Source organism: Blastococcus sp. SYSU DS0533, assembly GCF_054050775.1.
The window spans coordinates 74,074-99,535 of record NZ_JBJGZZ010000013.1 but is presented as its reverse complement, the minus strand read 5'-3'; the positions used below and the strand labels follow the sequence as shown (position 1 = coordinate 99,535).

The window sequence follows — 25,462 nt, the reverse complement described above, 5'->3', positions numbered from 1 at the left end:
GGCACCCGCGGGTGCCCGGCCACGACCGGAGGTCGTGCGCGGTCAGGAGGCCGGCGGCTCGTCCTGGCCCGACTCCTCGGCCTCGTCCGCCTCCTCCTTGGTCTTGTGCACCGCGCCGTCGGCGTGCTCCGGCGGGCCGTAGACGGTGTACAGGACCAGCGGGTTCTCGCCGGTGTTGAGGAAGTTGTGCTTCGTGCCCGCGGGCACGACGACGAGGTCGCCCTGGGCGACGTTCTTCTCGTTGCCCGAGATCACGGCCTTCCCGATGCCGCTCACGAAGGTGAGGATCTGGTCGATGTCCTCGTGGGTCTCCTCGCCGATCTCCCCACCCGGCGGGATGGTCATGATGACGAGCTGGGTGTTCTTCCCGGTCCAGAGGACCCGGCGGAAGTCGGGGCTCTTCTCGGCCTCGGTCGCGATCGTGTAGTGGATGACGGACGCCACGGACGGCGCTCCTCTCGTCTCGGGGACGGACGGCTGCGGCCCGGCCCGCCACTGCGGCGGGCCGGACCGGACACGGCCTGCTCCTGCCCGGGGAAGGGCGGGGCTACTCCTCGGTGCGGCCGGGGGCGGGTGACCCGGCAGCCGCGTCCGCAGGGGCACCCCTCCGGGTGCCACCCGGAGGGCGTGACGCTCCACCCGCGCGGACGGCAGGCGCTCCGTGCCGACGCCCGCGGTCCACGCCCGGGGTCCACGCCCGGGTGACACGCCCGGCTGACGGAGCCCGGTGAGGCATGTCACGGCCCTCCGGGGGAAGACCGTGCCCGGGTCGTGGTGTCCTCCTCAGGTGACCTCCGCCGAGCGTCCGTCGGGCCGCGCCTACGCGATGTGGGCCGTGGGCCTGCTGGCGTACGCGGTCGCCGTCTTCCACCGCTCGTCGCTCGGCGTGGCCGCCGTCGAGGCGCAGGAGCGCTTCTCGGCCGGTGCCTCCGCGGTGTCGCTGTTCCTCGTGCTGCAGCTGGCCGTCTACGCCGGCCTCCAGGTGCCGGTCGGCGTCGCGCTGGACCGCTTCGGGTCCCGCCGGATGATCCTCGCCGGCGCGGTGACCATGGCGGCCGGGCAGCTGGTCCTGTCGCTGGCCGGCGACGTGCCGACCGCGGTCACCGCCCGCGTGCTGGTCGGCGCCGGCGACGCGATGACGTTCATCAGCGTGCTCCGCGTCGTCTCCTTCTGGTTCCCCGGCTCGGCCGCACCGCTGATCACCCAGCTCACCGGGATCCTCGGGCAGGTCGGGTCGATCGTCGCCGCCTACCCGCTGGTCACCCTGCTGCACACCACCTCCTGGACGGCGACCTTCCTCGGGGCGGCGGCCACCGGGGCGGTCGTCGCGCTGCTGGTGCTCCTGGCGCTCCGGGACGCACCCGAGGGCGCCACCCGCGCGGCCGTGCCGGACCTGGCGCAGCTGCGCCGGGGGCTCGCGGACACCTGGGCCGAGCCCGGTACCCGCATCGGGCTCTACACCCACCTGGTCACCCAGTTCTCGGGCACGGTCTTCGCGCTGCTGTGGGGCTACCCCTTCCTGGTCGTCGGTCAAGGGTTGTCGCCGGGCACCGCGGCCGCCCTGCTCACGCTGCTGGTGCTGGTCGGCATGGGGGTCGGCCCGGCGCTGGGCCGGCTGTGCGCCCGGTGGCCGCTGCGCCGTTCGGTCCTGGTCTTCGGCATCCTCGCGGCGACGGCCTCCGCCTGGACCGTCGTGCTCCTGTGGCCGGGCCGTGCGCCGCTGCCGCTGCTCGTGCTCCTGGTCGTCGTCCTCGGCACCAACGGCCCCGGGTCGATGATCGGCTTCGACTACGCCCGCACCGAGAACCCGGTCGAGCGGCACGGCAGTGCCAGCGGCGTGGTCAACGTCGGTGGCTTCGTCGCCTCGCTGCTGACCATCCTGGCGGTCGGCGCGGTGCTGGACCTGCTCACCCCGGGCAGCTCGACCGCCTACGACCTGGACGCCTTCCGGGCCGCGTTCTCGGTGCAGTACCTGTTCTGGGCCATCGGTCTGGCCGGGGTGGTGCGGCACCGCAAGCAGCTCCGCGCCCGGCTCGCCCGCGACGGCGTGGTGCTGCAGCCCTTGCACGTCGCCGTCCGGCAGCGGCTGCGCGGGGGTCCGGAGGCCGGCTGACCGGGTGGGCCTGTTGCCGCCCCGCGCCCGCACGGGAACGATGCGGACCAGCGGACGAGCCGGTCAGGGGGGTGCCCGTGGACGTCGTGGTCGGGTTGGACTCGGGCACCACGGCGACGAAGGCGGTCACCGCGGGCACCGACGGCCGGGTCCGCGACGTCGCGAGCGTCGCCTACCCGCTGCTCGTGCCCGCTCCCGGCCGCGCCGAGCTCGACGCCGGGCGGCTGGCCGCGGCCGCCGTCGAGGCCCTGGGCGAGGTCGGGGCGCTCGCCCGCGACCGGGGGGACGCCGTCGTCGCCGTCGCGCTGAGCGCGGCGATGCACGGCCTGGTGCCCATGGACGACGAGGGCAGCCCGCTGGGCCCGGTGGTGACCTGGGCCGACGACCGCGCCGCCCAGTGGGCGCAGGCGCTGGTGGCCGACGGTCGCGCCGCCGATCTGCACGCCCGCACCGGCACCCCGGTGCACGCGATGTCGCCGCTGGTGAAGCTCTCGTGGCAGCGGGCGGAGGACGCCGCGCGGGTGGCCGGCGTGCCCCGCTGGGGCGGGGTCAAGGAGCTGGTGCTGGCCGCCCTCTGCGGCGGCCGGCACGTGCTGGACCGGTCCTGCGCGTCGGCCACCGGCCTCTACGACATCCACGGCGGGCGCTGGGACGAGGAGGCGATGGGAATCGCCGGCGTGCGCCCCGGCCAGCTCGGCGAGGTGCTGCCGACGACGGCGGTGCTGCCCGGCCTGCGCCCGGAGGTGGCCGCCGCGACCGGCCTGCCGCCCGGCCTGCCCGTGGTGGTCGGCGCCTCCGACGGGGTGCTGGCCAACCTGGGCGTCGGCGCCGTGCGCTCGGACGTCGCCGCCGTCTCGCTGGGCACGAGCGGGGCGATGCGGGTCGTCGTCCCCCGCCCGACGGTCGACCCGGGGCGGCGGCTCTTCTGCTACGCGCTCACCGACGACGCCTGGGTGGTCGGCGGCGCCATCAACAACGGCGGGTCGGTGGTGCGGTGGGCCGCGCAGGCGCTCGCCGCAGGCCCCGACGGGGCGGACGGCCCGGTGGGGGAGGCCGCCGACGACCTCGACGCCCGGCTGCTGGAGGAGGCCTCGGCGGTGCCGGTCGGCAGCTCCGGGCTGCTGTGCCTGCCCTACCTGCTCGGGGAGCGGGCGCCGTGGTGGCGCTCGGGGATGCGCGGTGCCTACCTCGGGCTGCGCCGCGAGCACCGCCGCCCCCACCTGGTGCGCGCTGCCGTCGAGGGCGTCTGCCAGCAGCTGGCGCTGGTGCGCGACGCCTTCGCCGCGACGGACGTGCCGGTGCGCGAGGTCCGCGCCACCGGTGGCGCGGTGGCCTCGCCGCTCTGGATCCGCACGCTGGCCTCCGCCCTGGACCTGCCGGTGCGGGTGGCCGAATCCCCGGAGGGCACCGGTCTGGGCGCCTGCCTGCTCGGCTGGCACGCCCTCGGCGCCCTGCCCGACCTCACGGCCGCCACCGCCCTGGTCGACGTCCACGAGCCGGTGCTGCCCGACCCGGACGCGGTCGCGGTCTACCGGCAGCTGCGTCCCCTCGTCGACCGGTCCACCACGGCCCTGGTCGACGTCCTCACCACCCTCGATGCGCTGGACGACGCCTCGACCGCACCGACCTGACCCCTCTGGAGGAGCCATGCCCGACGCCGAACCGGCCCTGGGTGCCGGACCGCTGCTGCTGATCGCCGCCGCCGCGGTCGCGGTCCTGCTCTTCCTGATCATGAAGGTGAAGCTGCACGCCTTCCTCGCGCTGATCCTGGTGAGCCTCGCGGTGGCCCTCGCCACGCGGGTTCCGCTCGAGGACGTGGTCGAGGTCATGACCACGGGGTTCGGCTCGACCCTGGCCAGCGTGGCGCTGCTGGTGGGCATCGGGGCGATGCTGGGGCGGCTGTTCGAGCACAGCGGCGGTGCGCAGGTGCTCGCCGACAGCCTGATCCACCGCTTCGGCGAGCAGCGGGCACCGCTGGCCCTGGGCATCGCCGCGCTGCTGTTCGGCTTCCCCATCTTCTTCGACGCCGGGCTCGTCGTCTTCCTGCCCATCGTGTTCACGGTGGCCCGCCGGCTGGGCGGCTCGCTGCTGACCTACGGGCTGCCGGTGGCGGGCGCGTTCGCGGTCATGCACGCGTTCGTGCCGCCGCACCCGGGGCCGGTCGCGGCGGCCGGGCTGATCGGGGCGGACATCGGGCTGGTGCTGGTCTTCGGCCTGCTCATCGGCGTCCCGACCTGGTTCGTGGGCGGCTACCTGTTCGGGCTCTGGGCCGGCAGGAAGTTCGAGCTGCCCGTCCCGAACATCCTGGCCGACGAGGCGAAGGCCGCCGACAACGCCCCTGACCCGTCGGTCGAGGGCAGCTCGCCGGGCATCGCATCGGGCCGCACCGGCACGGAGACGGCGACCCGGCCCGCGCCGCCGCGGTTCGCCACGGTCGTCTCGCTGCTGCTCCTCCCGATGGTGCTGATCTTCCTGAACACCGGGCTGAGCACCCTCGCCGCCGAGGGCGTCGTCGACGAGGAATCCACGTTGGTCCGCTGGGGTCAGCTGATCGGGGCCACGCCCATCGCGCTGCTGATCACCGTACTCGTGGCGATGTGGGTGCTCGGGCGCCGCCGCGGCGACAGCGGCGCCGAGGTCGAGTCGGTGCTCAACAGCGCCCTGGGCCCGGTCTGCGCGATCATCCTGATCACCGGGGCCGGCGGCATGTTCGGCGGCGTGCTCCGGGCCAGCGGCATCGGCGCCGCGCTGGCCGACGTGCTGGGCGACATCGGGCTGCCGGTGATCGTCGCGGCCTTCGTCATCTCCGCCCTCATCCGGGTGGCGCAGGGCTCGGCCACCGTCGCGCTGACCACCGCCGCGGGGTTGATCGCACCCGTCGTCGCGGCCAGCGAGGGGCTCAGCTCGGTCGACCTGGCGCTCATCGTCATCGCCATCGCCGGCGGGGCCACCGTGCTCTCGCACGTCAACGACTCCGGCTTCTGGTTGGTGAGCCGCTTCTTCCAGATGGACGAGAAGACGACGCTGAAGACCTGGACGGTGATGGAGACGCTGCTGGGCACCATCGGCTTCGTCCTCGCCCTGGTCCTCAGCCTCTTCCTCTGACGGCCGGCGAGGACGGCCCCGGACGCCCGGCCGCAGCGACTGCGCGGCGCGTCCGGGCGCGCCATAGTGGGGCATGCCGAGCCTTCCCCGTGCCGCGGCCGCCGGCCTCGGTGCGCTCGCCGCCGTCGCCGTCCGTGACCTACTGCAGCGGGAGCACACGCTGCTGCGCAACTACCCGCTGGTGGGGCATGCCCGCTACCTGCTGGAGTCGATCGGGCCCGAGCTGCGCCAGTACCTGGTCGCCGGGAACAACGAGGAGCGACCCTTCACCCGCGACCAGCGGCGCTGGGTCTACGCCTCCAGCAAGCGGGAGAACAACTACTTCGCCTTCGGCACCGACAACGACCTGGAGTTCACCGCGGGCTACCCGGTCATCAACCACCGCACCTTCGGGCCGGCGGTGCCGGCGACCGACGTGCACGCGGGGCAGGACGTCGACCTGCCCTGCGCCAAGGTGCTCGGGGCGGCCCGCGGGCGGGCCGCCGCCTTCCGGCCGCCGTCGGTGGTCAACATCAGCGCGATGAGCTTCGGCTCGCTGTCGGCGCAGGCGGTGGAGGCGCTCAACCGGGGGGCCGCGCTGGCCGGCTGCCTGCACAACACGGGGGAGGGGGGCATCTCCCGCCACCACCGCCACGGCGGCGACCTGGTGTTCCAGATCGGCACCGCCTACTTCGGCTGCCGGGACGAGCACGGCCGCTTCGACCTCGCCCGGCTGAAGGACCTCGTCGCCGGGGCGCCGGTGCGGGCGATCGAGATCAAGCTCAGCCAGGGTGCCAAGCCGGGGCTCGGCGGCGTCCTCCCCGCGGCCAAGGTGTCGGCGGAGATCGCCGCGGCGCGCGGGGTGCCCGAGGGTGTGGACTGCATCAGCCCCTCGCGGCACGCGGAGTTCTCCGACGCCGACAGCTTGCTGGACTGGGTGGAGCTGCTGGCCGCCGAGACCGGCCTGCCCGTGGGCATCAAGTCCGCCGTCGGCGACATGGCGTTCTGGGAGGAGCTCACCGGGCTCATGGCCGGCACTGGCCGCGGCGTCGACTTCGTGACGATCGACGGCGGCGAGGGCGGCACCGGGGCCGCACCGCTGATCTTCACCGACTCGGTGTCCCTGCCCTTCCAGCTGGGCTTCGCCCGCGTGCACGCGCTGTTCGCACGGGCCGGGCTGGCCGACGACGTCGCGTTCGTCGGCGCGGGGAAGCTCGGGCTCCCGGACAACGCGGTCGTCGCCTTCGCGCTGGGCTGCGACATGGTCAACGTGGGCCGGGAGGCGATGCTCGCCATCGGCTGCATCCAGGCGCAGAAGTGCCACACGGACACCTGCCCGACCGGGGTGGCCACCCAGAACGCCTGGCTCACCCGCGGCCTGGACCCGGAGCTGAAGTCGGTGCGCGCGGCCAACTACATCAGCACGCTGCGCCGCGACCTGCTGAAGGTGGCCGAGGCGTGCGGCGTCGCGCACCCCGGGCTCATCGACACCACGTCGGTGGAGGTGCTGACCGGGCGCACCACCTCCGCCCCGCTGCGGGAGGTCTACGGCTACGAGCCGGGGTGGGGGCTGCCCTCACCCGCGGACCGGGCCACGATCACCGCGCTGATGCTCGGCGAGGCGCAGGAGGGCGGCAGCGCGCCGCCGTCGCCGGACGCCACCGGCTGAGCCGGCCGTTTCGGGGCAGCCCCGCGGGGACAAGCAGCCGGGGACCGTCGGCCGTCCCGGAGGAGGACCTGTGACCCGCTCGACCCTTCCCACCCACCGCTGGCGCACCGCCGTGGCCGGGGCCGCCATCGCGGCCGCCTCGTTCACCCTCACCGCCTGCGGGGGCGGGGGGTCGCTCGACGAGGGCGGCGTCGTCGAGCAGGAGGACGGCGGCGACGACGAAGGCGGCGAGGACGAAGGCGGCGAGGACGAAGGCGGCGAGGACGAAGGCGGCGAGGAGGAGGACGACTGATCCGGCGCCTCAGCTCCCGCGGAGCAGGTCCTCGAAGGAGGTCGCGGGGTCGGCGAACGGGTCGGCCGGAGCGGCGGGCGGCCGGCCGGCCACCAGGTCGGCGAGCTCGCCGGCCGCGCGGTGCACCCGGCTGGTGAGCCCCGCGGTCGCGGTCTCGCCACCGGCCCAGTCCTCCGGAGCGGCGAAGACGGCCGTCGGGGCGACCGTCGTGCGCAGGTAGGCGAAGAGCGGCCGCAGGGCGTGCTCCAGCGCCAGCGAGTGCCGCGCGGTCCCGGCGGTGGCGCCCAGCAGCACCGGCTTCCCGGTCAGCGAGTCCTTCTCCAGGACGTCGACGAAGGTCTTGAACAGCCCGCTGTAGGACGCCGAGAAGATCGGCGTGACGGCGATCAGGCCGTCGGCGCCGACGACGGTGTCCACCGCGCCGCGCAACGCCTGGTTGGCGAATCCGGTGGTCAGGTTGTCGGCGAGGTCGCGGGCGTGCTGCCGCAGCTCGACGACCTCGACGGTGGCCGTGACGCCGCGCTCGCGCAGCGCCTCGACCGTCGCCGCGGTGAGCCGGTCGGCCAGCAGCCGGGTCGACGACGGCGTCGACAACCCGGCGCTGACCACCGCCAGGGTGCGGGTGCTCATCGGACCTCCACCTCGTCGCGCACCCGGCCGGTCACGTCGTCGGCCGGTGCGTGCACGGTCCGGTCCGTCGCGCCCCCGGCGGCGGCGACCCGGGCGGCGTGCGTGGGCGCGTCGGGGACGTGCGCGGGCTTGAGCGCGGCGAACTCCCGGCGCAGCACCGGTACGACCTCCTCGCCGAGGATGTCGAGCTGCTCGAGCACGGTCTTCAGCGGCAGCCCGGCGTGGTCGATCAGGAAGAGCTGCCGCTGGTAGTCCCCGACGTAGTCGCGGAAGCCCAGGGTCCGCTCGATGACCTGCTGCGGGGAGCCGACGGTCAGCGGGGTCTCCCGGCTGAAGTCCTCCAGGGAGGGGCCGTGACCGTAGACCGGCGCGTTGTCGAAGTACGGCCGGAACTCCGCCACGGCGTCCTGGCTGTTCCTCCGCATGAACACCTGGCCGCCGAGCCCGACGATCGCCTGGTCGGCGGCGCCGTGGCCGTAGTGCTCGTAGCGGCGGCGGTAGAACTCCACCATCCGCTGGGTGTGCTCCTTGGGCCAGAAGATGTGGTTGTGGAAGAAGCCGTCGCCGTAGTAGGCGGCCTGCTCGGCGATCTGCGGGGAGCGGATCGAGCCGTGCCACACGAACGGTGGGACGCCGTCCAGCGGGCGCGGCGTGGAGGTGAAGCCCTGCAGGGGCGTGCGGAAGCGGCCGGACCAGTCGACGACGTCCTCGGTCCAGAGCCGGCGCAGCAGCGCGTAGTTCTCCACCGCCAGCTCGATGCCGTTGCGGATGTCCTGACCGAACCACGGGTAGACGGGGCCGGTGTTGCCGCGGCCCATCATCAGGTCGACCCGGCCGTCGGCCAGGTGCTGCAGCATCGCGTAGTCCTCGGCGATCTTCACCGGGTCGTTCGTGGTGATCAGCGTGGTCGAGGTCGACAGCTGGAGCTTCTGCGTCCGGGCCGCGATCCAGGCCAGCGTGGTCGTGGGGGAGGAGGAGAAGAACGGCGGGTTGTGGTGCTCGCCGAGCGCGAAGACGTCGAGCCCGACCTCCTCGGCCTTCTGCGCGATGGTCAGCACCGCCTTCAGCCGCTCGGCCTCGGTGGGCGTGCGGCCGGTCGTGGGGTCGGTGGTGATGTCGCTGACGGTGAAGACGCCGAACTGCATCTCGAGCTCCAAACTGGTTGAGAGTGCAATCATCGCTGCTCGGTGAACGCGCGGCCACCTCGTCGTATGCCCGCTCGCCCCGACGAGGGGTGCGGGGCTCCGGTGACAGCACACGGTGACCGGCTCGGCACGCCCCGCCGTGGCACCCCCGGGCCCGCCGCGACACGGGTCACGGAGCCGTCACGGTGAGCCGCGCGCCCGGGAGCGCTCTGGGAGATTCGCCCCACCTACTTCCCAGGGGGGCCATCCGGATGCTCCGGCGTGTCGAATTCGTCGCCAACCGTGTCCAGGACGAGGAGGTGCCGCCGGACGGGGCCGTCCCCCCGGTCCAGCGGCCGACCGGCGGCCTGGAGGTGCTGCTGGACCACGGGCCGTCCTTCCGCGGCTCGGTGCGCGGGTACGACCGGGTGCAGGTCGACAACTACGTCGCCTGGGCCGAGAACGAGCTCGCCGCCGCCCAGCGGGAGCGGGAGCACCTGCTCGACCGCGTCGTCGCCTGCGGGACCGAGCTGGAGATCTCCCGCCGGCTCCTCGCCGAGCAGCCGGTGGGCCGGGAGCGCCCGGCGGTCAGCGCCCGCGTGGGCGAGGTGCTGCGCCTGGCCGAGGACCAGGCCGCGCAGGTGCTGGACGCCGCCGAGGCCGAGGCCGCGCAGCTGCGCGCCGACGCGCGCCTGGAGGCGGACGCCCGGCTGCGCAAGGCGCACGAGATCAAGGAGCTGGCGATCGACGTCGCCGACCAGCTCCGCGTGAACGCGCAGCGGGACCGCGCCGAGGGTGCCGCTGCCCTGGAGCGGGCGCAGGCCGAGGCCGCGGAGCTGCTGCGCGCCGCGGGGGCCGAGCGGGACCGGCTGGCGGCGGAGGCGGCGGCGGAACGGGACCGGCTGGCGGCCGAGGCGGCCGCGGAACGCGACCGGCTGGCGACCGAGGCGGCCGCGGAGCGCGACCGGCTGGCGGCGGAGGCCGCGGCGGAGCGGGAGCGCGCCGCGGAGCAGGCCCATGGCGAGCGAGCCGCCGCCGACGAGGCCGCCGCCGCCCACCTGGCCACCGTCCGCGCGGAGGTCGAGGACCTGTGCCGGCAGCGGGACCAGGCCCGGGAGTCGCTGCGGTGCCTGACCGACCGGATCGGTGAGGCGCTGCAGGCCGTCGGCGTCCCGCCGGCCGAGGAGCTGGCCCTGCTGGGGAGCCGCCCGGAACCCGTCGGCTGACGGCGTGGCGTGCGGCGCCGGTGGCGTGGCCGGGCGCGGGTGATGAGAGGCTGGCCGCGTCGGTGATCGCGCCGGGATGCGGGAACGAGGAGGTCAGCGGTGGACGAGGTCCGTGAGGTCGTTCGGATCGAGGGCGGCGTCGTCGTCGGGCACGACGGCTCCAAGTGCGCGCAGGAGGCGCTCAAGTGGGCCGGGCGGCTGGCCCGCCGCGCCGACGTGGAGCTGCACGTCGTCCGCGCCTGGTCGATGACGAGCGCTCCGCAGCCCGCCAGCTGGGAGCCCGGCTACGTGCCGCCGCTGGTCGACTGGGAGCAGGCCGTGCGCGACGAGCTCGCCGCCCACGTGAAGGCGGCCGGCCTCGACCCCGCCTGCCGGGTCACCACCCACGTCGTCCACCGTGCCCCGGTGCCCGGCCTGCTGGCCGCGGCCGAGGGGGCGAGCCTGCTCGTCGTCGGCGCGCGCGGCCGGGGCGGCTTCGCCGGTCTGCTGCTGGGCTCGGTGAGCGACCAGCTGGTGCACCACGCCGCCTGCCCGGTCACCGTGGTGCGCACCGGCGCCCAGGGCCGCGACTTCACCACCGAGGGGGCCGGCGCCGTCGTCGGGGAGTGACCCCCCGGGGGCGCGCACCCGGCCGTGCAGACTGCCCGCTGACCCGCGCAGCGGCCGCGGGCGCAACGGGGAGGCGTGGTGCGCGATCTCGCGGGGACGACGGTGGTGCCGGTCGGCTGCTCCGCCGGGCGCCCGACGGTGCCGTGACCGAGCTGCTCGGCGGCCTCGAATTCGCCAACGGCGTCGCCCTGGCCGCCGACGGGTCGTGGGTGGCGGTCGCGGAGACCGGCGCGGCGCGGCTGCGCCGGGTCTGGCTGACCGGTGCGCGCACCGGCACGAGCGAGGTGTTCGTCGACGACCTCCCCGGCCACCCCGACGACATCGCGCTCGGCTCGGACGGGCTGGTGTGGAGCACCCTGCCCAGCCCGCGGGTCGCGGCGCTGGCCGCCATCCACCGGCTGCCCGCGCCGCTCAGCACGCTGCCGCCCCGCCTGCAGCCCAGCCCGGGCCGGACGATGGGTGTGCTCGCCGTCGACGCGAGCGGGGCGACGGTGCACCGCTTCAGCGGTGAGATCCCCGGCTTCGAGACGCTCACCGGCGTGCGCGAGTCCGGCGGCACCGTGTGGTCCGGCAGCCTGACCGGCAGCGCGGTGGCGACCCTCCGGCTGTGACGCGGCGCCGGCCGCTCACCCCGGCGCGGGGGTGCCGTAGACGGCGGCGAGCCAGATCCCGAGCAGGACCTCGACGACGTCCTGCTCGGCGACGGCGGGCCCGTCCCCGCTGAAGGTCGCGTAGAGCACGCGCTCGTTCATCGACGTGAGGGCGACCGCGAGGTCGCGGGCGGCGGAGCCGGCCGGGGCAGCGCCGCGGGACCGCTCGGCCTCGATGGCCGCGGCCGACCGCGTCACCCAGCGCTCGACCACCGCGGACCAGAGCTCCCGCACCTCGTCGTTGGTGGAGCGGGCCTGCGCCCAGGCGACCGTGAGCGCCCGGTGCGCGCGGAAGGTCTCGTAGTAGGCGCCGATCGCCCGCGCCCAGCCGTCCCGCGCGCTGCTCGCCGGGGTGCCGAACACCTGGCGCATCGCCGTGTCCGCCTCGGCGACCACCCGGTCGAGCAGGGCCAGCAGGACGGCGTCCTTGGAGGAGAAGTAGAAGTAGAAGGTCGGCCGCGAGATGCCGGCGCCGCGCGCGAGGTCGTCCACGGAGATGGCGGTCAGCGGCCGTTCGGCGAGCAGCCGCTCGGCGGTGGCGAGGATGGCCAGCTCGCGGTCGTCGCCGGAGGGCCGGGGCGCCCGCCGGCCGCGACCGGCGACGGGCTGCTCGCTCTCGGCACTCTGCACGGGACGGAGGATAGCCACCGCGAGCCCTTCCTCGACACCGTGTTGACGACCTCGACACCGCGTCGATAGCGTCGGACCAGCCCGCGGCCGCCCGGCCGGGAGCGGACCGGGGAGTGAGATGTGACCACCGAGCACCTGGACGTCCTGATCGTCGGGGCCGGCCTCTCCGGCATCGGCGCCGCCTGCCACCTGGAGCGCGAGCGGCCGGGCACCAGCTACGCCCTGCTGGAGTCGCGGGCCGCGCTGGGCGGCACCTGGGACCTCTTCCGCTACCCGGGCATCCGGTCGGACTCGGACATGTTCACCCTCGGCTACTCCTTCCGGCCGTGGCGGGAACCCGAGTCGATCGCCGACGGCCCCGCCATCCGCCGGTACCTCGAGGAGACCGCCCGGGAGCACGGCGTCACGGAGCGGATCCGCTACCACCACCGCGTCGTCCGGGCGGAGTGGTCGAGCGCGGACGCTCGCTGGACGGTCACGGCGGAGCGCGCCGACACCGGCACGACGGTGACCCTCACCTGCTCCTGGCTGCAGGTCTGCTCCGGCTACTACTGCTACGACCAGGGCTTCCGGCCGGAGTTCCCGGGGGAGGAGCGCTTCGGTGGGCGGCTCGTCCACCCGCAGCACTGGCCCGAGGACCTCGACCTGACCGGCAAGCGGGTCGTCGTCATCGGCAGCGGGGCCACCGCGGTCACCCTGGTGCCCAACCTGGCCGAGCAGGCCGCGCACGTGACCATGCTGCAGCGCACGCCCAGCTACGTGATGTCGCTGCCGGGCCACGACCCCCTGGCCGAGAAGCTCCGGGCCCGGTTGCCGGAGCGGGCGGCCTACTCGGTGGTGCGCTGGAAGAACGTGCTCACCAGCACCGCGCTCTACCAGCTCAGCCGCCGTCGCCCGGCGCTGGTGCGTTCGCTGCTGCGGCGCATGACGCAGAAGCAGCTGCCGGGCATCGACGTCGACACGCACTTCAACCCGCCGTACGACCCCTGGGACCAGCGGCTGTGCCTCGTCCCCGACGGCGACCTGTTCCGCGCCCTGCGCCGGGGCACGGCGTCGATCGTCACCGATCGGATCGCGACCTTCACCGAGGACGGCATCGAGCTGGCCTCGGGGGAGCGTCTCGTCGCCGACGTCGTCGTGACCGCCACCGGGCTGAACCTGCTGCCCGTGGGGGGCATGCGGATCGTGGTCGACGGGGAGCCGGTGGAGCTCTCCGAGCGGGTCTCCTACAAGGGCATGATGCTCTCCGGCGTGCCCAACTTCGCGATGGTGATCGGCTACACCAACGCCTCGTGGACGCTGAAGGCCGATCTGGTCAACCGCTACGTCTGCCGCCTGCTGGACCACCTGGACGCCCACGGCTACGCCTCGGCGACGCCGGTCGCGCCGCCCGAGGGCGGCGGCGCACCGTTCCTGGACCTCGCCGCCGGCTACGTGCGGCGCGGCCTCGCCGGACTGCCGCAGCAGGGGCGCCGCGCGCCCTGGCGGCTGCACCAGAACTACCTGCGGGACGTCGCGATGATGCGCCGCGGGCCCCTGGAGGACGAGGGCATGACCTTCCAGCCGCGCGTGCCGGCTGCAGAGCGGGTCGTGGCGTGATGCGGCCCTACGCGTTCGCCGGGGGGACGGCGGTCGTCACCGGCGCGGCCAGCGGGATCGGGGAGGCACTGGCCGCGCAGCTGGCCGACCGGGGCAGCCACCTGGTGCTCCTCGACCGGGACGCCGAACGGCTGGCGGCGGTGGCCGACGGGATCGGAGCCGGGCACCCCGGCCTCCGCGTCGCCACCCACGTGGTCGACCTCGCCGACGACGAGGCGACCGCCCGGGTGGCCGCGACGCTCGTCGCCGAGCACCCGGAGACGACGCTGCTGGTCAACAACGCCGGCGTGGCCCTGGGCGGGCGCTTCGACCAGGTCGGCCTCGAGGACGTCGAGTGGCTGCTGGCGGTCAACCTGCACGCCGTCGTCCGCCTCACCCACACCCTGCTGCCGGTGCTGAAGGCGCACCCCGGTGCGCACGTGGTGAACGTGTCCAGCGTCTTCGGCATCTTCGCCCCCGCCGGACAGGTGGCCTACGCGACGAGCAAGTTCGCCGTCCGGGGGTTCGGCGAGGCGCTCCGCCACGAGCTGGCCGACGACGGGATCGGCGTCACCGTGGTCCACCCCGGCGGGGTCCGCACCCGGATCGCCGAGAGCGCCCGCACCGGCGCCGGCGTCTCGGTCGAGGAGTACCAGAAGGGGCGCGAGCAGTTCAGCAAGCTGCTGCGCATCCCGCCGGAGGTCGCCGCCGCGCAGATCGTCGCGGCGATCGAGCGCCGCCGTCCCCGGCTGCTGATCGGCTGGACCGCCAAGGTGCCCGACGTCCTCGTCCGCGTGCTCCCCGGCTCCTACTGGCGGCTGATCGCCCGGCGCACGGCGCCGGCGCGCTGAGGTCGGGAAAGCGGTTGCCGCGCTCGGTAGAACGGGAACCGTGACCCACTCCTCCTGCCGGATCGTCGAGCTGGCACCCGACGACGACCTCTTCCCCGCCTGGTGCGAGGTGTGGTCCGCCGCGGGCCGTGACGCCCGGCCCGACGATCCGCCCCGGCCGGCCCGGGAGCACGTCGCGCTGGGCCGCGAGCTCGTGGCGCCGGGTGGGTCGCGTGACGGCACGCACCGGGCGGCACTGGTGGACGGCGCGGTCGCCGGCGCCCTGCGGCTGATCGTCCCGCTGAAGGACAACCGGTCGCTGGCGGTGGTCGACCTGGCGGTGGCCCCGGCTGCGCGGCGCCGGGGCCTGGGCAGCGCGCTGCTGGCCGAGGCCCGTGGGATCGCTGCCTCCCTCGGGCGCACGCTGCTGGTGAGCGAGGTGGACGAACCGGGTCCCGGTGCACCGGGGCGGGCTTTCGCCGAGCGGCACGGCTGGACCTGCGACCTGCTGGAGACCCGCCGGGACCTGGCGCTGCCGGTCGAGGAGGGCCGGCTGGCGGCGCTGGAGGCCGGGGCCGCCGCGGCGGGCGCCGGGTACGAGGTGGTCACCTGGCGGGACCGCACCCCGGGCCCGCTGCTGGCCGACCGGGCGCTGCTGGAGCGGCGCATGACGACCGACGCGCCGCACGGCGAGCTGCCGGTGGGGGAGGAGGAGTGGGACGGCGACCGGATCCGCGAGTACGAGCAGACGCACCTCGCCCGGGGCCGGACGGTGCTCAGCGCGGGGGCGGTGACCGGCGGCCGCCTCGTCGGCTTCACCGACCTGCAGATCCCGCTCGCCCAGCCGGTGCTCGCCCACCAGGGCGGCACGCTGGTGCTGCCCGAGCACCGCGGCCACCGGCTCGGTGCCCGCATGAAGGCCGCGGTGCTGCGGGAGCTGGCCGCAGGCTTCCCCGAGGTTCGCCGGGTCAGCACCTACAACGCCGAGGACAACACCCCCATGGTCGCGGTCAACGAGGAGCTCGGTTTCCGCCCCGCGGGCGTCCTCTCCTCCTGGTCGGCCCGGCTCTGAGGCGGGTGGCCCGGGGGCCGGGGGACGGGTGCGGTTGACTGCCGGGGTGGACCGTCCTATCCCCGCGGGGTTCGTCAGCGCCCACACCCGGCCGGTGCGCCCGGACCTGGTGCCCGAGGTCGAGCTGCTGGTCGCTGCCGACGTCGTCGCCCTCTGGGAGGCGATGGAGACCGAGCACGGGCGCACCTCCACCGACCCGCCGTTCTGGGCCGCGGCCTGGCCGGGCGGGCAGGCGCTGGCGCGGTACGTCCTCGACCACCCGGAGCTCGTGGCCGGGCGCGCGGTCCTCGACCTGGGCGCCGGCAGCGGCCTGGTCGCCGTCGCCGCCGTCCTCGCCGGGGCGAGCGCGGTGCTCGCCAGCGACGTCGACCCGTACGCGCTGACCGCCGTCACCGTCAACGCCGCCCGGAACGGGACGGCCGGCATCACGCCGGTCGGGGACGTGCTCGGTGCGGACCCGCCGGACGTCGGGGTCGTGCTGGCCGGCGACGTCTGCTACGACCGGGAGATGACCGACCGGGTGCTGCCCTTCCTGACCGCGGCCCGGGCGCGCGGAGCCGAGGTGCTCGTCGGCGATCCCGGCCGGGTCTACCTGCCCGAGGACCGGCTGGAGGCGCTGGCGACCTACGACGTCCCCGACACCGAGCCGGCGCCGAGCGGACCCGTTCCGGTGCGCCGGACCACCGTCTGGCGGCTGCCGTGAGGCCCGGCTCACGGACCGGTGACCGCCGGGGGATTGTCACGACTGCATAACGGTGGTTACGGTGGCTGGGCCCGGACGGTCGTCCACTCCCCACCGGGGAGGTCCGCCGGGCGCCGCCGAGTCGCCTTCCGGGGCGAGCCGGGGACCCACCGCAGCACTGGGGTGAATCCTGCGCCGGGCACGTCCCGCCGCGGGTAGGGCCGCTTCCCGCCCGAATCCGTCAGCTAACCCGGTAGGCGGCACACGGAAGAAACGGAGAGCCGCCGCATGGCGAGCCCGCGGGCCCACCTTGCACGGAACCGCAGCCGGTACGGAGCCTCGCGCGCGCCTTCCCCGCGCTGAGCGCCCGGGCACCCGCCCGACCCGCTGCCACTCGACCACCTCGCAGTCGCGCCGCCTCCGCGGCCCGCTGTGCCCTGCCCCTGGAGCAGTCCCTCCCCATGAACCTCCGCGCCACCTCGATCACCCGCGCCCTCCGTCCCGCCGGCGGGCGCCGCACCACCCGGTCGGTCCGCCGTCCCGCGCTGCTCCTGGCCGTCGCCGCCGCGGGCGGGATCCTGGTCAACGGCGTCGTCGCCCACGAGCCGGCCGCGCAGGCGGAGCCGGAGCTGGCGTCGGTCAGCGTGGCCGAGCAGCTCGGGATCCCCACCGGAGCCCCGGCGGCCGACGCCGTCGAGTCCGCCGTGCAGAGCCTCGCACCCCTGGCCGCGAGCCGGAGCGAGCGCGCTGCCGAGCAGACCGCCGCCGCCGAGGCGCGGGCCGCCGCCGAGCAGGCCGAGCTCGACCGCCGCGCCGCCGAGGAGGCCGCTCGCAAGGCCGCCGAGGAGGAGGCCGCGCGCAAGGCCGCCGCCGAGGAGGCTGCGCGCAAGGCCGCCGCGGAGGAAGCCGCCCGCGCCGAGGCCGCCCGCCAGCAGGCGGCCAGCGTCCCCGCACCGGCCCCGGCGCCCGCCCGCCCCGCGCCTGCCCCGGCCGCCGCACCGGCCCCGGCCGGCTCCTTCAAGGAGTACGCGATGGGCAAGGTCGGCTCGGCCGGCGAGTTCTCCTGCCTCGAGAGCCTGTGGGGCAAGGAGAGCGGCTGGAACCCCAACGCCCAGAACCCGCGCAGCACCGCCTACGGCATCGCGCAGTTCCTCGACTCCACCTGGGCCGGCACCGGCATCGCCAAGACCTCTGACGGCTACCGGCAGATCGACGCGGGGCTGATCTACATCAACAACCGCTACGGCTCGCCGTGCGGTGCGTGGGCGCACTCGCAGTCGGTGGGCTGGTACTAGAAGGACCTCGCTGCCCCCCACCGCTCGCAGGCTCGCGGCGGGGCCCTGCAGCGAGGCCGTTCCAGCACCTCACCGCGAGATCGGCGATCTCGTCCCCGTCAGCTGCCTGATGGGGACGAGATCGCCGAACTCGTCGTCGGGGGTCAGAGGAGGCCGGCCTCGGCCTTGGCGGTGAGCGCGGTGCGGACGGCGGCGTGGACGACGTCGGCGAACGCCGGGTCCGCCTCGGCGCGCGCCAGCACCGCGTCGACCATCTCCGGCACCAGGTCGCCGTCGCAGCTGAGCACCAGGGTGCCCCCGGCGGCGAGGAAGCGGGTGGCCCGCTCGCCGGCGGGCAGGCCCTGGACCGCCGCGGCGTTGGCCAGGTCGTCGGAGATCACCACGCCCTCGAAGCCGAGCCGCCCGCGCAGCAGGTCGGTGACCACCGCCCGCGAGAACGCCGCCTGGTTGCCGGGGTCGATCAGCGGATAGGTCGCCGACGAGGTCATCACGAACCCGTCGGCCGACGTCCGGGCGAGCGCCTCGGCGAAGGCGGTGACCTGCTCGCCGTCGGCGCCGGTGAGCGGGTCGACGACGCCGGCGCTCGTGTCGGTGTTGCCCTGCACCAGCCCCAGCCCGGGGAAGTGCTTGAAGGTCGGCACCACGCCGTGCGCCGCGAGCCCGTCGGCGACGGCGGCGGCGTCCTCGGCCACCTCGGGTCCCGTGCCCGCGTACTGGCGGCCGAACGCCCCGATCGGCTCGTTGCCCTCCTCGGTCCCGGCCGGGACGACGTCGGCGACCGGCGCCAGGTTGAGGTTCACCCCGGCCGCGCTCAGCTCCCGCCCCAGTCCGTCGGCGAGGGTGGCGAGCCGGTCGGCGGGCAGGGCGCCCTGCTCGGCGGCGGCCGGGAGCCGGTCGAAGCCCTCGCCCTTGAGGGTCTGCACGGCACCGCCCTCCTGGTCGGCCGCGATCCACAGCCCCGGGCCCGGGGTGCGCTCCTGCCAGCCCCCGGTCGTCGCGGCCAGCTCGGTGACGGGGGCGGCGCTCCGGCCGGCGAGGAAGAGGCCGCCCACGCCGTGGGCCACGAGCACGTCGGCGTCGCCGAGGTCGTCCAGCGCCACCCCCGCGACGAACAGCTGTGCGACCTCGGCCCGCCGGTCGAGCGCGGCCAGGGCGGCGTCGACGGCGGCAGCGGGGTCGCCCGGCGCCGACCGCGCCGGGCTGGCGTCGGCGGCGGCCGCGGCGGGGCGGACGGCGATCGGGGCGCTGCAGCCGGCGAGGGCGGTGCAGAGCGCGACGGAGGCGAGGGCCGGCAGGATGCCGCGGAGGTGCACGGGTCTCCCAGGGGTTCGGGGGCTCGGTCGGGCAGCCAGCTTCCGTGCGGGGGCGCGTCCGTCCGCGGTCCGACGCGGGACGCCCGCCCCTCCCGTCCCACGGGGCCCCGGCGCACCGGTCGCACCGCCGCGCGGTGCGCCGGGCGGCCCTCGGTGCCCTCGCCGTGGACCCGCCGGGCTGCCTAAGGTCGGTGCAGCACCGACGGAGGGGGAACGATGACCGAGGCCGGCGACGACGACCGGACCACCCCGCAGGGCGGCTTCGTGGGCCGGTCGATCGACGAGTTCGTGAGCCAGCTGCGGTTCTTCAGCGATCGCGCCCGCGGGCTCGCCGGCAACGCGACGTCGCGGCTCCCGCTGCCCGCCCTGCCGAGCCCGCCGGGTGCGATGTCCGCCGCCCAGCTGCGCGCGATCAAGGAGATGGTGACCTCGCAGCGCAGCTCGATCGCGGCGATGCGGGCCCAGCTGGACGCCTTCGACCAGCAGCTCGCCGTCTTCGAGCGGATCCTCGACCCGTTGGTGGAGTGGAGCGGGACGTGGGCGCGGCTGGAGGAGGCCGTCGGCGACTTCGTGCGCCGGGAGCCCCCCGCCGGGCAGTGACGGTCAGGCCGCGAGCGACCTGACCAGCAGGGCCGCGCCGGAGAGCAGGCAGAGCACCAGGGCGGTACGGCGCATCACCGGCAGCGCGAGCCGCCGGCGCAGCGGTCCGGCGAGCAGGAAGCCGAGCAGCACGAAGGGCACCAGCCCCACCCCGGCGGCCAGCCCGCCGCCGGTCAGCTCACCACCGGCCAGCAGCACGCCGAGGGAGAGCAGCGTCGTCCCGACGAAGAACACCGACAGGTTCGCCCGATGGGCGGCCGGGGTGGGCGCCCGGTAGGTGACCACCAGGGGCGGCCCCGGCGTCGCCGCGACCGTCGAGAGCGCGCCGGAGGCGAAGCCGGCGACGGCGAGCGCACGCCGTCCGCCCGGCAGGCGCACGCCCGCGAGTGACGCGCTGCACGCCAGCAGCACCACCACGGCGACCGTTATCCCCAACAATCGGACGTCGATCACCTGCAACAGCCACAAACCCGCGACGACACCGGGGACCGAGGCCAGCACCGCACCGCGCACGGTCGTGAGCTCCAGCGCTGCGCGCTCGCGCCACACCACCGGCAGCAGCGAGGCGAGCGTGCCCACCAGCAGGGGGCCGGGCACCAGCGCGGGCTGCACGAGCAGCACCAGGGGCCCGGCGAGCAGGCCGAAGCCCATCCCGGTCGCCGTCTGGACGACCGACGCCAGCAGCACCGCCAGGGCGCACACCAGCAGCGGGACGAGGTCGGTGGTCAGCTCCCCGGTCAGTAGCCGTCGTCCTCGTCGTGGGGTGGACGACGGCGCAGCAGGCCGGTCACCGACCCCACGCGGGTCTGGGCCTGGCGCAGTCCGTGGATCAGCGGCATCAGGTCGTCGTGGATCCGGCGCAAGGTCTCCGGGACCGTGTCGACGGCGGGGTCGTCCAGCACCCGACCCACCCGTTCGATGCCCGGGCGCAGGGCGCGCACCGGCTCCTCGAGCTCCTCGACCAGGCCCTCCAGACGCTCGGCCATGCGCTGGGCCGAGGCGATGGTCTCCCGGGCGGCGGTGGTGGCTGCGGTCAGCTCCCGGACCGTGCTGTTCAGGTCGGCCAGCGTGCGGGGGAGCTGGGACAAGGCCTCCGTCTGCGTCTGCAGCAGCGCGACGAGCTCGCCGAACCCGGGGATGCGGGGCATGCCGAGCCCGCGGAAGGGATCCACCAGCAAACCGTGGGTGACCGGCGCCCCGGACGCAACTCCTCGCGCCCGGGGCTGGCCGACTCAGTCGGGCCGCAGCTGCCCGGTCAGCACGAAGCGCGCGGTCACGTCACGCACCTTGGTGTTGCTCTCCATCGACACCCGCGCGAGCAACCGGAAGGCCTGGTCGGCGGTGAGTTTGTGCCGCTCCATGAGGATGCCCTTGGCCTGGTCGATCACCGCCCGGTGCTCCAAGGCTGCCTGGAGGTGCGCGGCCCGCTCCACCGCGGTCTCGTACAGGTACATGTTCGACACCGGGCCGACCGCGTAGGCGGCGAGCCGCGAGACCAGGGACCGGGTGCGGTCGTCGGCGACCGTGAAGTCCCCGGCGTACACGTTCATCGACCCGGAGACCCGCTCCTGGACCGGCAGCGGGTAGGACAGCGTGCTCCCGCAGCCCAGCGCGGCGGCCTCGGCGCCGAACGCCGGCCAGCGCGGCTCCGCACGGGTGTCGGCGACCACGGTGGGGCGGCCGGTCGCCGCCGCCTCGAGGCAGGGGCCGCTGCCCAAGCGGTACTGCACCTCGTCCAGGTCCACCGCCAGCTGCCCGCTGGCGGCCACCGTGCTGGGGCGGGCGTCGCCGAGGATCGTCACCGAGGCCACCGGGCGGCCCGGGAGGATGCGGGTGGCCAGCTCCGTCACCGTGCTCAGCACGGATTCCAGCGAGTGCTCCGCGAAGGAGAGCTGGGCCAGCTCCTCGAACGCCGGCTGGACGGCGAGCGCATCGTCGTCGTCAGGGGGTGTCACGCCTTGCACTCCGTCGGTTCCTGCACCGGACGAACGAGCGCCGGCGGTCAGAGAGGGGTCCCGCGTTGTTCCAGGTGCCCTCGGGCCGGGCCTGGGGCCCTTGCCGCGCGCCGGCTGTGTGACGCGTGTGTAGCGGTGCTCAATATAGCCACGGGCCAGGGCCGATCCCGGGGGGCGTGCGACCCCGGCGTGGGACGGTCGCGGCGGCGGATCAGGGGGCGGTGGTGAAGACGACCGGCGCCCACCGGTCGAACCCCAGCAGCCGCCACGCCCGCCGGACCAGCGGCGGTGCATCGCGCACCTCGACCCCCGTACCCGTGGCGGCGAGCGACCGGGCCCAGCGGGCGATCGCGCGGCAGCCGGCGACGTCGGCGAAGCCGAGGCCGGAGAGGTCCAGCGTGCAGGTGCCACCCTCGACCGGGGAGGTGGCCAGGACCCGGAAGAGCCGCTCCGCGCCCACCAGGTCGACCTCGCCGACGACGACGACCCGGTGCCGGTCGAAGAAGACCTGGAAGGGCGGTGGAGCGTGCGGTGCGTGGACTTGCGGGTGCACGGCGGTGACGGCGTCCAGGGCTGCTCCCGGCAGGGTGGCGTCGTAGGCGCACAAGGCGGCCATGCCGGGCCCGTGGGCGATGTACTCGTCGGCCCCGTGCTCCCACCGGGCCAGCTCCGCCCGGGCAGAGGGGTCGCCGGCCAGCGCGCTGACGTCGGCGATCACGCGCAGCCCGCGGTAGCCCTCCGCGCGGGCCTTCCGCGTCGCCCGGTCGTAGAAGTCCCGTTGCCGCCCGGCGCCGAAGGGCCCGGCGGCGGCGTAGGCCTCCTCCAGCGAGAGCAGCTGCAGGGCACCGTCGGTGACGAGCTCCTCGACGCCGCCGAGGGCCGCACCGCCACGCCGGACGGCCGCCACGACCCGGTCGCCCACGCCGAGCAGGCGTTCCCCGCGGGCCAGCCCGCCGCCGGCGAAGGCGACGACCGCGGCGTCGAGCTCGTCCTCGTCGCGGTACACCCAGCACACGTGGTCGCGCGCCCGCGGTGGGGGGACGCCCCTCACCGAGCCGTGAACGCGCATGTGCCCACCGTAGCGGCTGCTCAGCCGGCACGACAGCCGGCTGCGGACGTCACAGGGCCTTGAGGATGTCCTCCACGCGCTCCCGGGCGTCACCGAAGAGCATCCGGCTGTTCTCCCGGAAGAACAGGGGGTTCTGCACACCGGCGTAGCCGGTGTTCATGGAACGCTTGAAGACCACCACGTGCTCGGCCTCCCACACCCGCAGCACCGGCATGCCGGCGATCGGGCTGGAGGGGTCCTCGGTGGCCGCGGGGTTCACCGTGTCGTTGGCGCCGATGACCAGGACCACCGACGTACCGGCGAGGTCGTCGTTGATCTCATCCATCTCCAGCACGATGTCGTAGGGCACCTTGGCCTCGGCCAGGAGCACGTTCATGTGCCCCGGCAGCCGCCCGGCGACCGGGTGGATGCCGAACCGCACCTCGACGTCCTTCGCGCGCAGCTTGCGGGTCAGCTCGGCGACGGCGCCCTGCGCCTGCGCGACCGCCATGCCGTAGCCGGGGGTGATGACGACCGACTTCGCGTCCCGCAGCAGCTCGGCGGTCTCCTCGGGGGTGATCTCGGTGTGCTCGCCGTAGTCGACGTCGGACGACGCGGCGGACCCCTCGTTGCCGAACCCGCCGGCGATGACCGAGAGGAAGGAGCGGTTCATGGCCTTGCACATGATGTAGGAGAGGTAGGCGCCGGAGGAGCCGACCAGGGCGCCGGTGATGATCAGCAGGTCGTTGCCCAGGAGGAAGCCCGACGCGGCGGCGGCCCAGCCCGAGTAGCTGTTGAGCATCGAGACGACGACGGGCATGTCGCCGCCGCCGATCGAGGCCACCAGGTGCCAGCCCAGCGCCAGCGCCAGCACCGTGACCACCGAGAGCACCAGCAGGCTCGGCTCGGCCACGAACACGACGGTCAGGACGGCGAACAGCGCCAGGGCGCCCAGGTTGAGCCAGTTGCGGGCCGGCAGCACCAGCGGGTTGCTCTTGATCCGCGCCGAGAGCTTGAGGAAGGCGACGATCGAGCCGGTGAACGTGACCGCGCCGATGAAGACGCCGACCACGACCTCGCCGGAGTGGATGCCGGCCTCGGCGCCGGTGAGCGAGGAGCCGCCGTCGGCACCCTCGACCGAGAGGTAGCCGTTCCACCCCACGAGTACGGCGGCCAGGCCGACGAAGCTGTGCAGCAGCGCGATCAGCTCCGGCATGCCGGTCATCTCCACCACGCGCGCCCGCCACAGCCCGATAGCGGCACCGATGACCACGGCGAGCACGAGGAGGGTGAGCCCGACGGCGGAGATGTCCCGGGTGGCCAGGCCGACCGTGGCGGCCAGCGCGATCGCCATGCCGGCGATGCCGTAGGCGTTCCCGGCCTTGGCGGTCTCGTGCCTGCTGAGCCCGGCGAGGCTCAGGATGAACAGCAGGGCCGCGACGATGTAGGCCGCGGCCGCGGCGGTGGTGGCGGTCATCGGGCAGCGGCTTCCGTGCCCTGGCCGCGGGAGAACATGCCCAGCATGCGGCGGGTGACGGCGAAGCCGCCGAAGACGTTGATGCTCGCCACGAGGGTGGCTACGAAGGCCAGCGCGCGCACCACGCCGTCGTCGCTGCCGAGCTGCAGCAGCGCGCCGACCACGATGATCCCGGAGATGGCGTTCGTGACGCTCATCAGCGGCGTGTGCAGGGCGTGGTGCACCTTCCCGATCACGTAGAAGCCGACGACGACGGCGAGGGCGAACACGGTGACGTGCCCGAGCAGCTCGTCGGGGGAGAAGGCGGCCACCAGGAAGAGCAGGGCCCCACCCAGCCCGACGAGCGCGAACCGGCGCGCGGGCGCGGGGGTCCGCTGCGGCACGGCCGGCATGCCCGCTGTCGCCCCCGCCGGGGGTGCGGCCGGTGGGGGTGCCGCCGAGACCTGCACGGGCGGTGGAGGCCACATCAGCTCGCCGTCCCGCACCACGGTGATGCCCCGCTGGACGACGTCGTCGAGGTCGAGGACCAGCCGGCCGTCCTTGCCGGGGGTCAGCAGCTTGAGCAGGTTGACCAGGTTGGTGCCGTACAGCTGGGAGGCCTGCGCGGGGAGCCGGGCGGGCAGGTCGGTGTACCCGATGATGGTGACGCCGTTGGGGGTCACCACCACCTCGTCGGCCACCGAGCCGGCGACGTTGCCGCCCTGCGCGGCGGCCATGTCGACGATCACCGAGCCCGAGCGCATCGAGGCGACCATCTCCTCGGTGATCAGCCTCGGCGCGGGCCGGCCGGGGATGAGTGCGGTGGTGATGACGATGTCGACGTCGCGGGCCTGCTCGGCGTACATCTGGGCGGCCCGCCGGTTGAAGTCCTCGCCCATCTCGCGGGCGTAGCCGTCGCTGCTCACCTCCTGCTCCCCGGCGGGGACGGCGACGTACTCGCCGCCCAGGGAGCGCACCTGCTCGGCGACCTCGGGGCGGACGTCGGTGGCGCGGACGACGGCGCCCAGGCTGGAAGCGGTGCCGATGGCGGCCAGCCCGGCCACGCCCGCGCCCGCGACGAGCACCTTGGCCGGCGGCACCTTGCCCGCCGCGGTGACCTGGCCGGTGAAGAACCGGCCGAACACGTTGGCCGCCTCGATGACAGCCCGGTAGCCGGCGATGTTGGCCATCGACGAGAGCACGTCCATCGACTGGGCCCGCGAGATGCGGGGGACGGCGTCCATGGCCAGCACGGTGAGCGGTCGGGCGGCGAGCGCCTCGACCAGCTCGGGGTTCAGGCCGGGGGAGAGGAGGCTGATCAGCGTCGCGCCGTCGGCGAGCAGCCCGATCTCGTCCCGGGCGGGGGCGTTGACCCGCAGGACGACCTCGGACCCCCAGGCCTCGGCCGTCGTGCCGATCCGCGCGCCGGCCGTGAGGTACGCCTCGTCGGGGAAGCTGGCCGCCGCGCCGGCTCCGGTCTCCACCACGACGTCGTAGCCGAGCTGCACCAGCTGCGCGACCGTCGCCGGTGTCGCGGACACCCGGGTCTCGCGGGGCCGCGTCTCGCGCGGGACTCCGATCTGCATCGTGGCGCTCCGTTCCTCGC

25 protein-coding genes and 1 riboswitch are annotated in these 25,462 nt (G+C 75.1%); of the genes, 14 read left to right on the top strand and 11 right to left on the bottom strand.

Features of this window, described 5'->3' with window-relative positions:
* Positions 1 to 42 precede the first annotated feature (42 nt).
* Entirely contained in the window at positions 43 to 444 is a 402-nt protein-coding gene (locus tag ACI79W_RS15535) for a cupin domain-containing protein (RefSeq protein ID WP_456562990.1), read from the bottom strand.
* Positions 445 to 787: 343 nt separating this feature from the next.
* On the opposite strand from ACI79W_RS15535, the gene ACI79W_RS15530 reads away from it, so the two are divergent.
* The 5 genes from ACI79W_RS15530 to ACI79W_RS15510 all read left to right on the top strand — a co-directional run bounded on the left by ACI79W_RS15530 (position 788) and on the right by ACI79W_RS15510 (position 7,158).
* Complete coding sequence (locus ACI79W_RS15530; RefSeq protein WP_456562989.1) at positions 788 to 2,113, top strand: MFS transporter; 1,326 nt, start codon at positions 788 to 790, stop codon at positions 2,111 to 2,113.
* 77 nt (positions 2,114 to 2,190) lie between these two features.
* Complete coding sequence (locus ACI79W_RS15525) at positions 2,191 to 3,744, top strand: gluconokinase (protein ID WP_456562988.1); 1,554 nt, start codon at positions 2,191 to 2,193, stop codon at positions 3,742 to 3,744.
* Between the two features lie 16 nt (positions 3,745 to 3,760).
* Positions 3,761 to 5,218 (top strand): GntP family permease, encoded by a 1,458-nt coding sequence (locus ACI79W_RS15520; RefSeq protein ID WP_456562987.1) that lies wholly within the window; start codon positions 3,761 to 3,763, stop codon positions 5,216 to 5,218.
* Positions 5,219 to 5,291: 73 nt separating this feature from the next.
* Entirely contained in the window at positions 5,292 to 6,866 is a 1,575-nt protein-coding gene (locus tag ACI79W_RS15515; protein WP_456562986.1) for an FMN-binding glutamate synthase family protein, read from the top strand.
* A 70-nt stretch (positions 6,867 to 6,936) separates the two neighbouring features.
* Entirely contained in the window at positions 6,937 to 7,158 is a 222-nt protein-coding gene (locus ACI79W_RS15510; protein WP_456562985.1) for a hypothetical protein, read from the top strand.
* A gap of 9 nt (positions 7,159 to 7,167) precedes the next feature.
* Here the strand turns inward: ACI79W_RS15510 and ACI79W_RS15505 are convergent, their stop codons facing one another.
* Both ACI79W_RS15505 and ACI79W_RS15500 read right to left on the bottom strand, forming a co-directional pair.
* On the bottom strand, positions 7,168 to 7,788 hold the full coding sequence (locus ACI79W_RS15505) for an FMN reductase (RefSeq protein ID WP_456562984.1): 621 nt from the start codon (positions 7,786 to 7,788) through the stop codon (positions 7,168 to 7,170).
* A complete protein-coding gene (locus tag ACI79W_RS15500) occupies positions 7,785 to 8,966 on the bottom strand; it encodes an LLM class flavin-dependent oxidoreductase (RefSeq protein ID WP_456562983.1) in 1,182 nt (393 codons plus the stop codon). The genes ACI79W_RS15505 and ACI79W_RS15500 overlap by 4 nt, the downstream gene beginning before the upstream one ends.
* 218 nt (positions 8,967 to 9,184) lie before the next feature.
* On the opposite strand from ACI79W_RS15500, the gene ACI79W_RS15495 reads away from it, so the two are divergent.
* The 3 genes from ACI79W_RS15495 (at position 9,185) to ACI79W_RS15485 (ending at position 11,358) form a co-directional block, all read left to right on the top strand.
* Positions 9,185 to 10,138 (top strand): DivIVA domain-containing protein, encoded by a 954-nt coding sequence (locus tag ACI79W_RS15495; protein ID WP_456562982.1) that lies wholly within the window; start codon positions 9,185 to 9,187, stop codon positions 10,136 to 10,138.
* 99 nt (positions 10,139 to 10,237) lie between these two features.
* Positions 10,238 to 10,747 carry a universal stress protein gene (locus tag ACI79W_RS15490; RefSeq protein WP_456562981.1) on the top strand — a complete coding sequence of 170 codons (510 nt, stop codon included), beginning with the start codon at positions 10,238 to 10,240 and terminating at the stop codon, positions 10,745 to 10,747.
* On the top strand, positions 10,744 to 11,358 hold the full coding sequence (locus ACI79W_RS15485) for an SMP-30/gluconolactonase/LRE family protein (RefSeq protein WP_456562980.1): 615 nt from the start codon (positions 10,744 to 10,746) through the stop codon (positions 11,356 to 11,358). Before ACI79W_RS15490 ends, ACI79W_RS15485 begins: the two co-directional genes overlap by 4 nt.
* A 15-nt stretch (positions 11,359 to 11,373) precedes the next feature.
* Here the strand turns inward: ACI79W_RS15485 and ACI79W_RS15480 are convergent, their stop codons facing one another.
* Positions 11,374 to 12,027: a TetR/AcrR family transcriptional regulator gene (locus ACI79W_RS15480; protein ID WP_456562979.1), complete on the bottom strand. Its 654-nt coding sequence runs from the start codon at positions 12,025 to 12,027 to the stop codon at positions 11,374 to 11,376.
* 120 nt (positions 12,028 to 12,147) lie between these two features.
* On the opposite strand from ACI79W_RS15480, the gene ACI79W_RS15475 reads away from it, so the two are divergent.
* The 5 genes from ACI79W_RS15475 (at position 12,148) to ACI79W_RS15455 (ending at position 17,484) form a co-directional block, all read left to right on the top strand.
* Positions 12,148 to 13,626, top strand: coding sequence for a flavin-containing monooxygenase (locus ACI79W_RS15475; RefSeq protein WP_456562978.1), 1,479 nt, complete (start codon positions 12,148 to 12,150; stop codon positions 13,624 to 13,626).
* Positions 13,626 to 14,456, top strand: a complete 831-nt coding sequence (locus tag ACI79W_RS15470; protein ID WP_456562977.1) for an SDR family NAD(P)-dependent oxidoreductase — start codon at positions 13,626 to 13,628, stop codon at positions 14,454 to 14,456. Before ACI79W_RS15475 ends, ACI79W_RS15470 begins: the two co-directional genes overlap by 1 nt.
* A 40-nt stretch (positions 14,457 to 14,496) precedes the next feature.
* Positions 14,497 to 15,507, top strand: coding sequence for a GNAT family N-acetyltransferase (locus ACI79W_RS15465; protein WP_456562976.1), 1,011 nt, complete (start codon positions 14,497 to 14,499; stop codon positions 15,505 to 15,507).
* Between the two features lie 46 nt (positions 15,508 to 15,553).
* Positions 15,554 to 16,210 (top strand): class I SAM-dependent methyltransferase, encoded by a 657-nt coding sequence (locus ACI79W_RS15460; RefSeq protein ID WP_456562975.1) that lies wholly within the window; start codon positions 15,554 to 15,556, stop codon positions 16,208 to 16,210.
* Positions 16,211 to 16,324: 114 nt separating this feature from the next.
* Positions 16,325 to 16,463, top strand: a riboswitch (cyclic di-AMP (ydaO/yuaA leader).
* 187 nt (positions 16,464 to 16,650) lie between these two features.
* Complete coding sequence (locus ACI79W_RS15455; protein ID WP_456562974.1) at positions 16,651 to 17,484, top strand: aggregation-promoting factor C-terminal-like domain-containing protein; 834 nt, start codon at positions 16,651 to 16,653, stop codon at positions 17,482 to 17,484.
* Between the two features lie 143 nt (positions 17,485 to 17,627).
* On the opposite strand, the gene ACI79W_RS15450 is transcribed toward ACI79W_RS15455, so the two are convergent.
* Positions 17,628 to 18,797 carry a glycoside hydrolase family 3 N-terminal domain-containing protein gene (locus ACI79W_RS15450; RefSeq protein ID WP_456562973.1) on the bottom strand — a complete coding sequence of 390 codons (1,170 nt, stop codon included), beginning with the start codon at positions 18,795 to 18,797 and terminating at the stop codon, positions 17,628 to 17,630.
* Positions 18,798 to 19,013: 216 nt separating this feature from the next.
* On the opposite strand from ACI79W_RS15450, the gene ACI79W_RS15445 reads away from it, so the two are divergent.
* Positions 19,014 to 19,397 (top strand): hypothetical protein, encoded by a 384-nt coding sequence (locus tag ACI79W_RS15445; RefSeq protein ID WP_456562972.1) that lies wholly within the window; start codon positions 19,014 to 19,016, stop codon positions 19,395 to 19,397.
* Between the two features lie 3 nt (positions 19,398 to 19,400).
* On the opposite strand, the gene ACI79W_RS15440 is transcribed toward ACI79W_RS15445, so the two are convergent.
* From ACI79W_RS15440 to ACI79W_RS15415, 6 genes are all read right to left on the bottom strand, one after another.
* Positions 19,401 to 20,099 (bottom strand): sulfite exporter TauE/SafE family protein, encoded by a 699-nt coding sequence (locus ACI79W_RS15440; protein WP_456562971.1) that lies wholly within the window; start codon positions 20,097 to 20,099, stop codon positions 19,401 to 19,403.
* A gap of 35 nt (positions 20,100 to 20,134) precedes the next feature.
* On the bottom strand, positions 20,135 to 20,569 hold the full coding sequence (locus ACI79W_RS15435; protein WP_456562970.1) for a hypothetical protein: 435 nt from the start codon (positions 20,567 to 20,569) through the stop codon (positions 20,135 to 20,137).
* 60 nt (positions 20,570 to 20,629) lie between these two features.
* Complete coding sequence (locus ACI79W_RS15430) at positions 20,630 to 21,352, bottom strand: GAF and ANTAR domain-containing protein (RefSeq protein WP_456562969.1); 723 nt, start codon at positions 21,350 to 21,352, stop codon at positions 20,630 to 20,632.
* A gap of 211 nt (positions 21,353 to 21,563) precedes the next feature.
* On the bottom strand, positions 21,564 to 22,421 hold the full coding sequence (locus ACI79W_RS15425; protein ID WP_456562968.1) for an MEDS domain-containing protein: 858 nt from the start codon (positions 22,419 to 22,421) through the stop codon (positions 21,564 to 21,566).
* A 49-nt stretch (positions 22,422 to 22,470) separates the two neighbouring features.
* Positions 22,471 to 23,877, bottom strand: a complete 1,407-nt coding sequence (pntB, locus tag ACI79W_RS15420; protein ID WP_456562967.1) for a Re/Si-specific NAD(P)(+) transhydrogenase subunit beta — start codon at positions 23,875 to 23,877, stop codon at positions 22,471 to 22,473.
* Entirely contained in the window at positions 23,874 to 25,442 is a 1,569-nt protein-coding gene (locus ACI79W_RS15415) for a Re/Si-specific NAD(P)(+) transhydrogenase subunit alpha (RefSeq protein WP_456562966.1), read from the bottom strand. Before ACI79W_RS15415 ends, pntB begins: the two co-directional genes overlap by 4 nt.
* Positions 25,443 to 25,462: the final 20 nt, after the last annotated feature.

Bases quoted from the DNA above. Each gene is read 5' to 3' on its own strand.
- ACI79W_RS15515 (WP_456562986.1), top strand. From the start codon at position 5,292: ATGCCGAGCCTTCCCCGTGCCGCGGCCGCCGGCCTCGGTGCGCTCGCC.
- pntB (WP_456562967.1), bottom strand. From the start codon at position 23,877: ATGACCGCCACCACCGCCGCGGCCGCGGCCTACATCGTCGCGGCCCTG.
- ACI79W_RS15505 (WP_456562984.1), bottom strand. From the start codon at position 7,788: ATGAGCACCCGCACCCTGGCGGTGGTCAGCGCCGGGTTGTCGACGCCG.
- ACI79W_RS15415 (WP_456562966.1), bottom strand. From the start codon at position 25,442: ATGCAGATCGGAGTCCCGCGCGAGACGCGGCCCCGCGAGACCCGGGTG.
- ACI79W_RS15500 (WP_456562983.1), bottom strand. From the start codon at position 8,966: ATGATTGCACTCTCAACCAGTTTGGAGCTCGAGATGCAGTTCGGCGTC.
- ACI79W_RS15445 (WP_456562972.1), top strand. From the start codon at position 19,014: ATGACCGAGGCCGGCGACGACGACCGGACCACCCCGCAGGGCGGCTTC.
- ACI79W_RS15470 (WP_456562977.1), top strand. From the start codon at position 13,626: ATGCGGCCCTACGCGTTCGCCGGGGGGACGGCGGTCGTCACCGGCGCG.
- ACI79W_RS15520 (WP_456562987.1), top strand. From the start codon at position 3,761: ATGCCCGACGCCGAACCGGCCCTGGGTGCCGGACCGCTGCTGCTGATC.
- ACI79W_RS15425 (WP_456562968.1), bottom strand. From the start codon at position 22,421: ATGCGCGTTCACGGCTCGGTGAGGGGCGTCCCCCCACCGCGGGCGCGC.
- ACI79W_RS15455 (WP_456562974.1), top strand. From the start codon at position 16,651: ATGAACCTCCGCGCCACCTCGATCACCCGCGCCCTCCGTCCCGCCGGC.
- ACI79W_RS15495 (WP_456562982.1), top strand. From the start codon at position 9,185: ATGCTCCGGCGTGTCGAATTCGTCGCCAACCGTGTCCAGGACGAGGAG.